Genomic DNA, 14,130 nt, shown 5'->3' on the forward strand with positions numbered 1-14,130 from the left:
ACCCGCGGCCACGACGCCGGCCGGGGCACCCGGTCCGATCAGGACAGTTCCGCGCACACCCTGATCATCGCGTCCACGGCGTGGTCGAGCTCGTCCGCGGAGTTGTACAGGTGCGGCGCCAGGCGAACCGCGAACCGCTCGCCGTCGGCGTCGCGGACCGGGAAGAACGTGAAGCGCAGGTTCACCCCGTGCTGCTCCTCCATCCGGTTCTCGAACTCGAAGAACTTCGCCACGTCCGCGGCGTGCGCGGAGTCGGCGAACGGCTGGAACGCCACCATGCCGCTGTGCAGCCGTTCGTCGTCCAGCGGGCTGAACAGGGAGTCCCGGCCCCAGTGGTCCACGATGCGCTCCTTGAGGTACGAGCACAGCCCCCAGACGTACCGCTGGACGTTCGCGCGACCGATCCGCTCCCAGATCTCCGTCACCGCCTGCAGCGCGGGCCCGCGCGACAGGTCGGCCGACCCGGTCTTCTGCACGTAGGTGCCGATGTCGTAGGTCTGCTCACGGCCCGTGGTGCGCGGCGGCAGCTGGCCCTCGATCGGGTACCACAGGGTGATCACGGGCCAGAACTCCGGCAGCGGCAGGGGGTTGTGCTCGGGCAGCACCTTGTTGCGGGCGTAGAGGATGCCCGTGCCCATCGGGCCGCACTGGTACTTGGCACCGGACCCGCTGAGGAAGTCCACGCCCAACTCGTGCAGGTCGAAGTCGAACTGGCCGGGCAGGTGAGCGCCGTCCACCATGCTGATCAGACCGTGTTCGTGGGCCAGCTCGGCCAGCATCCGGGTGGGCATGGTGGTGCCGACGGTGAACGTGACGCCCGCCCACTGGAGCACCTTCGTGCGGGGCGTGATGGCGTCGGCGAACATCTGCACGATCTCCTCGGCCGACTGGTCGGGTCCGAGGCGGGGAGTGAGCTTCTTGACCACCACGCCGCGCCGGTTGTGCAGGATGTTCAGCGGAGCCTGAGCGGTGTAGCACTCGTGGGTGGTGGTGACGACCTCGTCACCCTCTCCCAGGTCCAGGCCGTTGAGGATGCGCGCGTTGCCGTCGGCCGCGCCCTGCACGATCGCCAGCTCGTCGGGGTCGCACCCGTAGCGGGCGGCGAGCGCGGCGCGCGCCTCGGCGAACGTGGTCGGCGGGTACGGGTCTCTGGGCCTGCGTGCGAAGTCGACGTCGGTAGCGCGCAGCAGGTCGAGCACGGGCCGGGGCACCGAGCCGATGGTGCCGACGTTGAGGTGGACCATCTCGGGGTCGATGGTGAACAGCGCTCGGACGCGTTCCCAGTTCGCCCGGTCCTCCAGCGGGCCCGACGGGATGCTCTCCAGCAGTGACGCGGGCAGGACGGTCTTCGTCGACTGCGCCACCGTGGTGGCGCGAGCCATCCGGACGACGGCCGACTCGGTGTCGTGCGCGGTGGTCTCCACGGGACTCCCCTCTCTTCGGCCGGGTCGCCCCGCCCAACATCCACTGTCACATGAGGTACTCAAAACGCCAAAAGTCCAGTATCTCCATGAAGTAACTTCACTATCATATAGCGCATTGGAGGGCGCTTCCACTACAGTCGGCCTCACGGGGCCAGGCTCCGCACTCTGATCGCCACGCGGCTGGAGGAGGTCGACAGAGGATGTCCAGCACACCCCGTTACGGCGGGACCTTGCGACTCGTGGGCCCCGGCGGGGTCGACCACATCGACACGGCGAGCGCCTACTACGCCACCTCGGCGCAGATCCTGCGCGCGCTGTCCAGGCAGCTCTTCGCCTACCCGGCGTCCGCCGACCTGTCCGACCCGGCGGCGGCGTTCACCCCGGTGCCGGACCTCGCCGCCGAGCTCCCGACCGAGGAGAACGGCGGGATCAGCGCCGACCGGAAGACCTACACCATCCGGCTGCGCAGCGGCGTCCGGTGGAACTCGACGCCACCGCGCGAGGTGACGTCGCACGACGTGGTCCGCGGCCTCAAGCGCCTGCCGAACCCGGTCGCGGGCGCCGGCGCGCTGCACTACTTCACCAGCACGATCGTCGGCTTCCGCGAGTACTGCGACGCCTACCGCGCCGCGTTCGCCGACCGCGAGCCGACCCCGGCGGCGATGGCCGAGTTCCAGAACACCCACGACATCGAGGGCCTGTCCGCGCCGGACGACAAGACGGTGGTGTTCCGGCTCAACGAACTCGCCAACGACTTCCTGAACATCCTGGCCACCGGGTTCACCACGCCCGCGCCCGCGGAGTACGACGCCCACGTGCCCGACAGCGTGGAGTTCCGCCGCAACACGCTCTCCTGCGCGCCCTACCGGCTCACCGAGTACGGCGACGACGGGCTGAAGATCGTCATGGAGCGCAACCCGCAGTGGGACAAGGACACCGACCCGATCCGCAACCAGTACGTCGACCGGATCGACATCACCGTGGGCAACGAACCGGTGGCCGTCACGCAGCAGAAGATGGACCGCGGCGAGATCGACCTCGCCTGGTCCTACACCGCCGTGTCGTGGGCACGTCCGAAGGCCGGGCAGGACGCCGCGCCGCGCAGCTACCCCGGTTTCGCGCTCAACCCGTACCTGGTGTTCAACCTGCGCAGCCCCAACCAGAACTCCGCGACGAGCAACCCGGACGTGCGCAAGGCCATCGCCTACGCGATCGACAAGGTGGCCATCGGCGAGCTGCTCGACGTCCTGGACGCGCCGAACACACCGCTGCACTCGGTCATCCCGGTCGGCAGCATCGGTCACCGCGACTTCAACCCCTACCCCACGCCCGGCGACCGCGGTGACAGCGCCAAGGCGCGGGAGCACCTGCTCGCCGCCGGCTACGGCGACGGGCTCACCCTCGTCGCCGCCGTGCGCGACATCGGCATCCACCGCAAGGTGATGGAGTCGGTGGCCTCCGACCTGGCCAAGATCGGCATCACGCTGGAGTGGCGGAAGTTCAGCCAGGCCCAGTACTACGGTTCGGCGCTGTCGGACGCGGAGGCGGGCCGTCGCGGCGACTGGGACATCGCCGAACCGGGCTTCACGCCCGACTGGTTCGGCAACAACGGTCGCGTGATCGTGCAGCCGCTGTTCCAGACCAACGACGCGCCGGGCACGACCAACTACGGTGGCTACAGCAGCCCCGTCGTGGACGCGCTGATCGAGCAGGCGCTCCAGGAGGCCGATCCGGTCAAGGTCGAGGAGTTGTGGCACCAGGTCGACGTCGAGGTGATGAAGGACCTGCCGATCGTGCCGATCCTCAACTTCGCCGCGATGACCTCGCGGTACCACGGCAAGCGCGTGCGCAACGCCGTGCACGTGCCGCAGATCGAGTTCTTCGACATGACCAACATCTGGCTGGACCCGCCGGAGGACTGAGGCCGGTCCGGACACCGCGGCGGTCGCGCCACCACCCGCTCCGACGACCGGTGGTGGCGCGACCGCCGCCCGGCGTGCTCCGGTGCCGGGCGGCGGTGCCGGTGGGAGACGTCCTCAGCGGGTCAGCTCCTCCAAGCGGGCGACCAGCTCCGCCGGACCCGGCAGGGACGCCAGTTCCCGCTGGACCGCGACGGTGTTGACGCGCAGCGACTCGTCGGTCAGCATCCGGTTCAGCACCTCGCCGTCGACGGCGGTCTCGTCGGTGACGATGCCGATGCCCGCCTTGCGCACCGCGGGCGCCAGCGTCTCGTTGCCGGGGTACAGCGGGTTCACGCCCACCACCTGGGGGAGCCCCGCGTCGACGGCGGCCATCGTGGTGGTGCCACCACCGTGGTGCACCACGCCGTCGCAGGTCCGGAACAACGCCTCCAGCGGCGTCCAGCCGACCGAGCGGACGTTGGCGGGCAGGTCGCCGAGCGGGGTCAGGTCGGTCTCCCCGAGTGCCAGCACGAACTCGGCGTCCACCGACGAGGAGGAGGCGAGCAGTCCCTTGAGCGGACCGAGGCCGTCGGTGCCGGGCCGGTTCGTGCCCAGGGTGATGGCGATCCGCGGCCGGTCTCCCCGCTCGGGCAGTCGGTCGCCGAGCACCGCGCCACCGGTGAACACCACGTCGCGCACGAACTCGCCCTCGGGCCGGTCGAACGGGAACATGCTCGGCGGCACGGTCTCCAGCACCAGCGCGGGCGGCACGAACCCCGGCACGCCGTACCGCTCGAACACGTCCGGGAGCAGGTCGGCGATGGCCCGGTGCAGGTTCCCGGTGCGCACGATGCCCAGGTTGCGCTGGACCGCGGGCACGCCGAGCTTGGCGGCCACGATCAGCCCGTACGCGGCCGTCTGCTCGTACACGACGAGGTCCGGACGCCACTGCTCGACCAGCGCGAAGGTGCGTTCGAAGAACGGCCGGTTCAGCTCGGCGGGCATCAGGGCGAACCGGGACGGGTCGTCGCCCAGGGTCTCGCTCCACCACATCCGGGCGAACTCGGGGTTGTCCTCCAGCGTCTTGTCGAATATCGCCATGCCGTCGAAGCCGGGAGCGGCGTCGACCACGTGCAGCCCCGACGCGACCGCCTGGTCGGTCTGCTCGGCGAACGTCACCAGCACCTCGTGGCCCGCGGCGCGCATCGCCCACGCCAGGGGGACCAGTGGGAACAGGTGGCTCACGCCGTCGGTCGAGCAGAACAGGACGCGCATGTGACCGGTCCTTTCCATGTGACGATCGGCCAGTTAGATTACTATTGGTTATTCAACCACACCGGAGGTGGTTCGTGATCAACGTCTTCCAGCCGTCGCTGGGTGAGGAGGAGCTCGACGCCGTGCGCGAGGTCTTCGCCACCGGGTGGGTCGGCAGGGGACGGCGGGTCGACGAGTTCGAGACCGCCTTCGCCGCTCACGTGGGGGTCGGGCGGGAGCACGTGACATCGGTGAACTCCTGCACCGAGGCCACCTTCATCGCGATGAGCCTCGCCGGGGTCGGCCCCGGCTCCGAGGTGGTGGTTCCGACCGTCAGCTTCGTCGGCGCGGCCAACGCCGTCGCCGCCCACGGTGCCCGGCCGGTGTTCTGCGACGTCGACCCGCGCACCCTCAACCCCACCGCCGCCGATGTCGAACGCGCGCTCACCCCCGCCACGCGGGCCGTGCTGGTGCTGCACTACGGCGGCTGCCCCGGCGAGGTCGCGGAGATCGCGCGACTGTGCGCGGAGCGCGGCGTGCTCCTGATCGAGGACGCCGCGAACGCCGTCGCGTCGGCGGTGGACGGGCGGGCCTGCGGCGTGTTCGGAGACTTCGGCGTGTGGAGCTTCGACCACGGCAAGATCGCCGTGGCCGTGGACGGCGGGATGCTCTACGCCCGCGACCCCGAGTCGGTGAGCCGCGCGGCCCGGCTCGCCTGCTTGGGCCTGGCCGAGTCCACCGGCCACCTGCGGGCCGCGCGGTCGGCTCGCAGGTGGTGGGAGATCGAGGTGTCGTCGTTCTCCCGCCGCTCGGTGATGAACGACGTGCTGGCCGCGATCGGGTCGGTGCAGCTGCGGCGGCTGCCCGGCTTCCTGGCCCGCCGCGCGGAGGTCGTGGCCCGCTACGACGCCGGGTTGGCTGGCGTGCCGGGCGTGCAGCGGCCGCCGCCGCTGCCTCGGGGGCACCGCACCTCCCACTACTTCTACTGGGTGCAGCTCGACCCCCGCGTCCGCGACGACGTGGCCGAGGACCTGTACCGCGCCGGTGTCTACACGACCTTCCGCTACCCGCCGCTGCACCACGTGCCGCTGTACGGGTCGGACGCGGTGCTGCCCGGCGCGGACCGCGCGGCGGCGCGGACGCTGAACCTCCCGCTGCACCAGTCCCTGTCCGACGACGACGTGGACCTGGTCGTGCGCGAGCTGAGGGCGAGCCTGGCCAGCCGCGCCGCGGCCGTGCTCACCCGGTGACCGGGTGTCCCGGCACGGCGGCGTCCGGCACGGCGCCGACGACGCCAGCGGCCCGCTCGACCGTGGTCGCGGTGACCGCGGAAGTGGGCCGGTCGTCGGGTCGAGCGCGATGAGCTGCTGGGCGCTCTCGCCGGGCCACCGCTCCTGTCCGGACGACGCATGCCGATACGCCACGTGAAGTTAAACCTTCTGAACCCGCGTACATACCTTGAACGTCACATAACCAATGAGCTATGTTCCCGTCGGTGACCGACGTGTTCCGGACAGTGGGGAGGTGGGACCCGTGACCGTGGTGGAACCGGCCATCGAGACCTCGGGCTTGGTCAAGGTCTTCGGGGAGACCAGAGCTGTGGACGGCGTGGACCTGGTGGTGCCCGCCGGCGGTGTGTACGGCTTCCTCGGGCCCAACGGCGCGGGCAAGACCACGACCATCCGGATGCTCGCGACGCTGGTCCGGCCCGACGCGGGAACCGCCCGCGTGCTGGGCCACGACCTGGTGCGCGAGCCCGACGAGATCCGCGCCCGGATGAGCCTGACCGGCCAGTACGCGTCGGTGGACGAGCAGTTGACCGGCGCCGAGAACCTGATCCTGCTCGGCAGGCTGCTCGGCTTCTCGAAGACGCAGGCCGCCGCGCGCGCCGACGAGCTGCTCGACGTCTTCGGGCTGACCGAGGCCGCGGGCAAGCAGGTCAAGGACTACTCGGGCGGCATGAGGCGGCGGCTCGACATCGCCGCCAGCGTCGTCGTGACGCCCGACCTGCTGTTCCTGGACGAGCCGACCACCGGGTTGGACCCGCGCGCGCGCAACCAGGTGTGGGACGTGATCCGCGCGCTCGTCGCGGCGGGCACGACGGTGCTGCTGACCACGCAGTACCTGGAGGAGGCCGATCGCCTCGCCGACCGCGTCGCGGTCATCGACCGCGGCCGGATCGTCGCCGAGGGCACGTCCGGTGATCTGAAGCGGTCCGTCGGCTCCGGGACGGTGCACGTCCGGCTCTCCGACCCGGAGCGGCGGCAGGAGGCCGAGCGCGTCCTGTCCGGGGTCATCGGCGGCGAGGTGAAGCCGGGCGCGGAGCCGAACGCCCTGTCCGTGGCGTCGTCCGACCTGGAGCGGGTCGGCTCGGCGCTGGTGGAGCTGAGCCGCGCCGGCATCGGCGTCACCGGCTACCGCCTGGACGAACCCAGTCTGGACGAGGTGTTCTTCGCGCTCACCGGGCATCCGGCGGACGTGGACGAGAAGGGTGAGGAGAGCGCGGCATGAGCACGACGACCCCCACGAGCGACGTCGCCCGGTCCGTCCCGGCGGCGCTGACCTCGCGCACCCGGCCCAAGCGGCCCGGACCGCTGGCGACGACGTGGACGTTCACCTGGCGGGCGATGCTGAAGATCAAGCACGACCCGGACCAGATCTACTCGTCGTTCATCCTCCCGATCATGTTCACCCTGGTGTTCACCTACCTCTTCGGCGGTGCGCTGGCCGGCTCCACGGGCGACTACCTCCAGTTCCTCATGCCGGGCATCCTGGTGATGACCGTCATCATGATCAACATGTACACGGGCATCTCGCTCAACACCGACATCACCAAGGGCATCTTCGACCGGTTCCGCAGCCTGTCGATCTGGCGTCCGGGCATCCTCGTGGGCGCGCTGCTCGGCGACGCCCTGCGCTACACGATCGCCCTGGTCGTGGTGACGGCCCTGGGCCTGCTGCTGGGCTTCCGGCCCGGCGGCGGTGTGCTCGGCGTGCTCGGCACGATCCTGTTCCTGCAGCTCTTCGCGTTCTGCCTCGGCTGGATGTGGAACGCGGCGGGCCTGGTGCTCAAATCGCCCGAGTCGGTGAACCAGCTCAGCTCCGTGGTGCTGTTCCCGCTGGTGTTCGCCAGCAACGTGTTCGTGCAACCGGAGACCATGCCGGGATGGCTGCAGGTGGTCGTCAACGTCAACCCGATCACCCACGCGGTGACCGCGGTGCGCGGCCTCACCGGCGGGACGTTGACCGGCGAGCAGCTCACCTGGGCGCTCGTCGCCTGCGGGGCGTTGCTGGTGGTCTTCGCTCCGCTGTCGATGTACCTGTTCCGGGCCAAGAGCTTGCGATGACCGGACAGTCGCGGGTGCTGGCGCTGCTCGACGGCACCCTGGCCGACCCCGGCGCACCGCTCGTCCGGGCGGGCGACCTCGGGCTGATGCGCGGCGACGGCGTGTTCGAGACCGTCCTGGTCGAGCACGCCGTCGCCAGGGAGTTGGACGCTCATCTCGACCGGCTGGCCCGCTCCGCCCGGTCGCTCGGCCTGCCGGAGCCCGACCCGGCCGCGTGGCGGCGCTGCGTCGCCGCGGCGGTGGCCGGGTGGGGCCGGGCCGACGAGCTGTCGCTCACGCTGGTCTACTCGCGGGGCACGGCGGCCGACGGCTCCGCCACCACGGGCTTCGCCTTCGGGCTGCCCGTGTCGCCCCGTCGCAGGCAGCTGCGGGAGACCGGGGTGTCGGCGCTGTCGCTCGACCGCGGTGTGCCCCTCGGCCCGGCGGACCACGCCCCGTGGCTGCTGCTCGGCGTGAAGTCGCTGTCCTACGCGGTGAACATGGCCGCCGTGCGGCACGTCGAGGAGCTCGGCGCCGACGACGCGATCTTCACCGCACCCGACGGCACCGTCCTCGAAGGACCGACGTCCTCCCTCGTCGTCGCGGCGGGTGGCACCCTGCGGACCACCTCGCCGAGCCTCGGCGTGCTGCCCGGCACCACGCAACGCGCCCTGTTCGAGGCGGCCGAGGCCGCCGGGTGGCGGGTGGAGGAGGGATCGATGGCGCTGGAGGACCTGTTCGCGGCGGACGGCGTGTTCCTCACCTCCGCGGGCCACAAGGTCACCAGGGTGCACACCCTCGACGGCCGGCCGCTGCGCGACTCCGCGCCACTCGCGGCCTCGCTGCTGCGGCTGCTGGACGACCGCTACCGGAAGCGGGCCCACCAGTCGCGGAACGAAGCCACCACGTAGTCGACCATCTCGGCGGTGATGCCGGGGTAGACGCCGATCCAGAAGCTCCGCTCGGTCACCACGTCCGAGTTGGTCAGCTCGCCCACCACGCGGAACGACCGCCCCGAGTACGCGGGCTGCCGGACCAGGTTGCCCGCGAACAGCATCCGGGTGGCGATGCGCCGCGACTCCAGGAACCGCACCAGGTCGTGCCTGCTGAACGGCGCGTCCGCGGTCAGCGTGACGGCGAACCCGAACCAGCTCGGCTCGCTGTCGGGCGTGGCCGAGGGCAGCAGCAGCCACGGCACGCCGTCCAGGCCCTCGCGCAGCCGACGCCAGTTCTCCCGCCGCGCCGCGGTGAACTCGCCGAGCCGGCCGAGCTGGTTGAGCGCGAGCGCGGCCTGCAGGTCGGTGCTCTTCAGGTTGTAGCCGACCTGCGAGAAGGTGTACTTGTGGTCGTAGCCCGGCGGCAGGTCGCCCAGCCGGAAGCCGAAGCGCCTGTGGCACGCGTCGTCCTCGCCCGGCTCGCACCAGCAGTCGCGGCCCCAGTCGCGCAGCGACTCCACGACCTGGGCCAGGACCAGGCTGTTCATCGTCACGCAGCCGCCCTCGCCCGCGGTGATGTGGTGCGCGGGGTAGAAGCTCGCGGTGCTGAGGTCGCCGAAGCCGCCGGTCGGCTTGCCCCGGTGGAGGGAGCCGAGCGCGTCGCAGTTGTCCTCCACCAGGTACAGCCCGTGCTCACGGGCGAGGTCCGCGACCTCCTCGACGGCGAACGGGTTGCCCAGGGTGTGCGCCACCACGATCGCCCTGGTGCGGGGCCCGATCGCCGCCGCCACCCGGTCGGGGGTGGTGTTGTAGGTGGCGAGGTCGACGTCGACGAAGACCGGCACCAGGCCGTTCTGCAGGATCGGGTTGACCGTGGTGGGGAAGCCGGCGGCGACCGTGATCACCTCGTCGCCGGGCCGCAGCGCGTCGTCCCCGAGACTCGGCGACGTCAGGGCGGTGACCGCGAGCAGGTTGGCCGAGGACCCCGAGTTGGTCAGGTGGGCCTTGCGGACGCCCAGTTCACGGGCGAAGGCCCGTTCGAACCGGCGGGTCGTGACACCCGCTGCGATCCTGAACTCCAGCGCGGCCTCGACCAGCGCGACGCGGTCCTCGGCGGTCAGCACCGCACCGGAGGTGAGCACGGGCGTGACACCGGGTCGGAACGTGCCGTCGGGCGCGATCTGCTTGTCGTAGTCGCGGACGAGTTCCAGGACGCGCTGTCTCGTCTCGGTGGACTCCTCGGTCATGCCGCCTCCCTCACCGTGTCCACGAGCTCCAAGCCGCGCAGCGTCGTGGCGAGGACGCCGGAGCCGACTCCGCCCTCGCGGACCGCCCGGACGAAACCCCCGATCGACTCCCGGAACTGGTCGGCCGCGGGCAGGCGCAGCTCGTCGGTCCGGTCGGGCCGCTCGACGCGAACGACCGGCCGTCGCTCCGGGGGCGGGGTGAACGCGTGGTCCAGGGCGATCCGCCCCGCGGTGCCCCACAGCTCGTAGTGGGAGCGGTAGTGGTGCTCGAAGCCGAACACCAGGTGCGCCGACACGCCGTCGCGGTCGCGCAGCAGCGCGTCGCCGACCACGTCGACGCCGAGTTCGGGGTCCCGGCGCAGCGCGGCGCCGACGACCTCCAGGCCGGAGCCCAGGTGTAGCAGTGCCGCGTGGATCGGGTAGTAGCCGACGTCCAGCAGCGCGCCGCCGCCGAGCGCGGCCCGGTACCGCACGTCGTCGCGCGGCATCGGCGGGACGGCCATCGCGGCGGTGAACACGCGCAGCCCGCCGATCGCGCCGTCCGCGACCAGCTCGCGCACGGCGTCGTGCTGGGGGTGGTGGACGAACATCCGGTTCTCGGCCGCGCACCGCCCCTCACGGGCTGCCAGGTCGAGCAGGGCCGCGGCCTCGGCGCACGTGGTCGCCAGCGGCTTCTCGACCAGCACGTGCTTGCCCGCCAGCACGGCTTCGGCGGCCCACTCGGCGTGCAGACCGGTGGGCACCGCCACGTACACCGCGTCCAGGTCGTCCCGTGCGAGCAGTTCCCGGTAACCCGTGACCGGGAGGCAGCCGAACTCCCGCGCGAACCGCTCGGCCCTGCCCGCGTCGCGGCTCGCCACCGCGACCACCCGGACGTCGGGAACGCGCACCGCCGCGGGCAGGAAGCGCCGCCACGCGACGCGGGCGCAACCGAGGACTCCGATTCGGATCGGACGGTCCGGGACTTCGGGCATCGACACCGCCTGGCATCTGGTGGTCGGGTAGCACGCAGGTCAGCATTTACTATATCTTATGTTAGCAGAATCGAGAGACCGGGGAGTGGCTCATGATCGACGCGGACACCGCTCGCGAGCAGCAACGCCAGGAGTGGGCCCTCTCCGCGCCGGGGTGGTCGCAGTTCCGCGACAACCTCTCCGCCGCGTCGGGGACGATGACCGGCCGGCTGCTCGACGCGGTGGCGCCGCGACCGGGTGACCGGGCTCTGGACCTGGCCTGCGGCATCGGCAACCCCACCGACGCGCTGGCCGCCGCCGTCGGCGCCGGGGGGAGCGTGCTGGGGCTGGACATCTCCCCGGAGATGATCGAGGGCGCGCGGTCGTGGGCGCGGGCGCACGGCGTGACCAACGCGGAGTTCCGCGTCGTGCCGGACGAGGGTCACCTCGGCCTGGCCCCGGAGGAGTTCGACGTCGCCGTGTGCCGTGTCGGCCTCCAGTACATGCCCGATCCCGGCGCGGCCCTGCGCGCGGTCCGCGAGGCGCTCGTACCGGGCGGTCGGATGGCGGCCACCACGCTCGGAGACCCGGGGCGCTGCATGGCGTTCCGCATCAGCTCGCAGGTGATCGCGCGGCACGTGCCGACGCCCGACGCCCCGCCGTCCGGACCCGGTCCGGTGTCGCTTTCGGACGCGGACCGGTTGAGGGAGTTGTTCGCCGCGGGCGGCTTCACCGACGTGGCGGTCGAGTCGTTCGAGACCGCGCTGATCGAGGTCGGTGACGCCGAGTCGTGCTGGCTCATGTTCGAACACACGATGGGACCGCTGATCGCGATGCTCGGAAGCATGTCGGCGGAGCGGGCGCGGGCGCTGCGCGAGGACGGCGTCGCCGCGCTGCGCGCGGAGTTCGGCGACGGGCCGGTGGTGCTCACCGGCGAGGCGCTGCTGGCGTCGGGGACGAGGCCGGAGTCCTGACCGCGACCCGATCGGTTCGTGCGCGCCGGTCCGGTGCGCCTCCGGTCAGCTCCGGAACCCGTTCGGGGTGCAGCGGCTCGGTGGGGGCGAGCGCGGGGGCCGGGCACCGTCGGCGAGGTCACCGCCGCGTGGCGACCAGCAGCCCGCGCCGGTTGGGCTCGCCGGGCAGGAAGCGCGCGTCGCACCCGGCCGCGCGGAACGCGGTCAGGTACTCGTCCAGGGTGAACAGCGACACGATCTCGTACTCGGTGAACTCGCGGATGCCCGACGGCTCCGCCACGACGATGCGGACCTCCATCCGGGTCGTGTCGCCGTCCCGCACCGACCGCGTGACCCGGGAGATCAGACGGTGCTCCTCGCGCACCAGGTGACCGTCCACGTAACCGTCGATGAACCGCTCCGGGAACCACCACGGCTCCGCCACCAGCACGCCCCCCGGCCGGAGGTGCGCCGCCATGCGGCGGACCGCCGCCTCCAGCTCCGCGGTGTCGGGCATGTAGCTCACGGCGAAGAACATGCACGTGACCGCGTCGAAGGTGCGACCGAGCTCGAACTCGCGCATGTCGCCCTGGTGCAGGGGCACGCCGGGCAGGCGGGCGGCGGCGCGGTCGAGCATCGGTCGCGACGCGTCGACCCCCGCGACGTCGGTGAAGTCCTCCCGGAACGCCTCCAGGTGCGCTCCTGTTCCGCACGCGACGTCGAGCAGCGAGATCGCGCGCGGGCACGCCTCGCGAATCAACCGGGTGACCAGCTGGGCCTCCGCGGCCCAGTTCTTGCCCCTGCTGACGAGGACGTCCTCGTAGACCTCGGCGTGTTGCTCGCTGTAACCGCGCATGGTGCTCCTCGGATTGCCGACCTCGGATATCCACTATAGACTTTTCCAGTAAAAAAGCCCTAGCTGTGGAGTGTGATCATGCGGGTGCTCTTCCTGTCGACACCGCAGGCCAAGGACCTCCTGCCGATGGTTCCGCTCGCATGGGCACTGCGCGCCAACGGGCACGACGTGCGGATCGCGACCTCGGGCCCCGCCCTCGCGGTGGCCGGCGGGCTCCCGGTGGTCGACTTCGGACCGGCCGACCCCGGCTCGGCGGAGGCCATGCCGGAACTCGCGCCGGGGCACCGCAAGATGGTGTGGTCGCGACTGCGCACCGTGGAGGAGGGCTGGCCGGTCCTGGGGTACGTCGCGAGCACGTTCGTCGACCCGATGTTGCGCGCCGCGCGGGAGTTCCGGCCCGACCTCGTCGTCCACTCGCAGTTGCAGGGCGCGGGACTGGTGACCGCTGCGGCGCTCGGGGTTCCGGCGGTCGAGCACGGGTTCGGCCTGCTGCGCACGGGGCGGTTCTACGACGAGTTGGCGGGGCTGGTGCCCGCCACCCTGGACCGGCTCGGGATGTCCGCCGGCGACCTGACCGCCGTGCCGCGGGCCGTCATCGACATCGCGCCGCCGTCGATGGTGGAGGCGCAGGAGGGCGCGTGGCCGATGCGCCACGTGCCCCACAACGGCGGGGGCGTCGTGCCCGAGGACCTGCGCACGCGCCCGGAGGGGCGGGCGAGGGTGGCGGTGACCCTGGGATCGATGGGGCTCATCGGGCCGGACGCGGACGCGGAGGCGTTCCTCGGGCGGTTCCTGCCGCTCCTGGGCGATCTGGCCCGCCGGTCGAGGGCGGAGTTCGTGCTGATCGGCATCGACCCCTGGCACCTGGACCCGACCGGGTCCGGGGGCGGCGTGCTGTCGGGAGGGGTCAGGTGCCTGAGCGGGTGGGTGCCCCTGCGCGAACTGCTCGACGGGTGCGCCGCCATCCTGCACCAGGGTGGCGCGGGCACCACGCTGAACGCGCTGGACGCCGGCCTTCCCCAGCTCGCGGTGCCCGCGGTGGCGCCGAACTTCATGCACTCCGTGCTGCTGCAGGACCGGGGGGTCGGCCGGTGGGTGACGCCGGACGAGTTGGACGGCGAGGCGATCGAGCGGCTGCTGTCCGACGAGGGTGCGCGCGCGGCGGCGCGGGAGGTGCGGGAGGAGATGGCGGGCATGCCAGCGCCGCTGTCGCTGGTCGAGCGCGTCGAAGCGCTGGCGCGGTGAACGCGCCGGGTCGTTCGGCGGAGCCCGCACCTGCAT

General features: G+C 71.8%; 12 protein-coding genes. 7 read left to right on the forward strand and 5 right to left on the reverse strand.

The window, feature by feature from the left end:
- Positions 1-38 precede the first annotated feature (38 nt).
- Complete coding sequence (locus IMZ35_RS28550) at positions 39-1,424, reverse strand: aminotransferase class V-fold PLP-dependent enzyme (RefSeq protein ID WP_199444313.1); 1,386 nt, start codon at positions 1,422-1,424, stop codon at positions 39-41.
- A gap of 200 nt (positions 1,425-1,624) precedes the next feature.
- Here IMZ35_RS28550 and IMZ35_RS28555 point away from each other — a divergent pair, with 200 nt between their 5' ends.
- Complete coding sequence (locus tag IMZ35_RS28555; RefSeq protein WP_199444314.1) at positions 1,625-3,346, forward strand: ABC transporter substrate-binding protein; 1,722 nt, start codon at positions 1,625-1,627, stop codon at positions 3,344-3,346.
- 114 nt (positions 3,347-3,460) lie between these two features.
- Here IMZ35_RS28555 and IMZ35_RS28560 read toward each other — a convergent pair whose 3' ends face one another.
- The gene (locus IMZ35_RS28560) at positions 3,461-4,600 is read right to left on the reverse strand and encodes a nucleotide disphospho-sugar-binding domain-containing protein (protein WP_199444315.1); all 1,140 of its coding nucleotides are present in this window, start codon (positions 4,598-4,600) and stop codon (positions 3,461-3,463) included.
- Between the two features lie 74 nt (positions 4,601-4,674).
- Here IMZ35_RS28560 and IMZ35_RS28565 point away from each other — a divergent pair, with 74 nt between their 5' ends.
- The 4 genes from IMZ35_RS28565 to IMZ35_RS28580 all read left to right on the forward strand — a co-directional run bounded on the left by IMZ35_RS28565 (position 4,675) and on the right by IMZ35_RS28580 (position 8,816).
- Entirely contained in the window at positions 4,675-5,829 is a 1,155-nt protein-coding gene (locus IMZ35_RS28565; protein WP_199444316.1) for a DegT/DnrJ/EryC1/StrS aminotransferase family protein, read from the forward strand.
- Between the two features lie 289 nt (positions 5,830-6,118).
- Complete coding sequence (locus IMZ35_RS28570; RefSeq protein WP_199444342.1) at positions 6,119-7,090, forward strand: ATP-binding cassette domain-containing protein; 972 nt, start codon at positions 6,119-6,121, stop codon at positions 7,088-7,090.
- Positions 7,087-7,926 (forward strand): ABC transporter permease, encoded by an 840-nt coding sequence (locus IMZ35_RS28575; protein WP_199444317.1) that lies wholly within the window; start codon positions 7,087-7,089, stop codon positions 7,924-7,926. The genes IMZ35_RS28570 and IMZ35_RS28575 overlap by 4 nt, the downstream gene beginning before the upstream one ends.
- Positions 7,923-8,816: an aminodeoxychorismate lyase gene (locus IMZ35_RS28580; RefSeq protein ID WP_199444318.1), complete on the forward strand. Its 894-nt coding sequence runs from the start codon at positions 7,923-7,925 to the stop codon at positions 8,814-8,816. Before IMZ35_RS28575 ends, IMZ35_RS28580 begins: the two co-directional genes overlap by 4 nt.
- Here IMZ35_RS28580 and rfbH read toward each other — a convergent pair.
- Together rfbH and IMZ35_RS28590 are read right to left on the reverse strand one after the other, a co-directional pair.
- The gene (gene rfbH / locus IMZ35_RS28585) at positions 8,771-10,087 is read right to left on the reverse strand and encodes a lipopolysaccharide biosynthesis protein RfbH (protein WP_199444319.1); all 1,317 of its coding nucleotides are present in this window, start codon (positions 10,085-10,087) and stop codon (positions 8,771-8,773) included. The two genes, IMZ35_RS28580 and rfbH, sit on opposite strands and share 46 nt — an antisense overlap.
- Positions 10,084-11,061: a Gfo/Idh/MocA family protein gene (locus IMZ35_RS28590; RefSeq protein WP_199444320.1), complete on the reverse strand. Its 978-nt coding sequence runs from the start codon at positions 11,059-11,061 to the stop codon at positions 10,084-10,086. The genes rfbH and IMZ35_RS28590 overlap by 4 nt, the downstream gene beginning before the upstream one ends.
- Positions 11,062-11,153: 92 nt before the next feature.
- Between IMZ35_RS28590 and IMZ35_RS28595 the strand changes: the two genes are divergently transcribed.
- Positions 11,154-12,014: a class I SAM-dependent methyltransferase gene (locus IMZ35_RS28595; RefSeq protein ID WP_199444321.1), complete on the forward strand. Its 861-nt coding sequence runs from the start codon at positions 11,154-11,156 to the stop codon at positions 12,012-12,014.
- 118 nt (positions 12,015-12,132) lie between these two features.
- Here the strand turns inward: IMZ35_RS28595 and IMZ35_RS28600 are convergent, their stop codons facing one another.
- Entirely contained in the window at positions 12,133-12,849 is a 717-nt protein-coding gene (locus IMZ35_RS28600; RefSeq protein ID WP_199444322.1) for a class I SAM-dependent DNA methyltransferase, read from the reverse strand.
- 78 nt (positions 12,850-12,927) lie between these two features.
- On the opposite strand from IMZ35_RS28600, the gene IMZ35_RS28605 reads away from it, so the two are divergent.
- The gene (locus IMZ35_RS28605) at positions 12,928-14,094 is read left to right on the forward strand and encodes a nucleotide disphospho-sugar-binding domain-containing protein (protein WP_199444323.1); all 1,167 of its coding nucleotides are present in this window, start codon (positions 12,928-12,930) and stop codon (positions 14,092-14,094) included.
- The last annotated feature ends 36 nt before the right edge of the window (positions 14,095-14,130 follow it).

The organism is Umezawaea beigongshangensis (assembly GCF_016464305.1).
Taxonomy (GTDB): domain Bacteria; phylum Actinomycetota; class Actinomycetes; order Mycobacteriales; family Pseudonocardiaceae; genus Umezawaea_A; species Umezawaea_A beigongshangensis.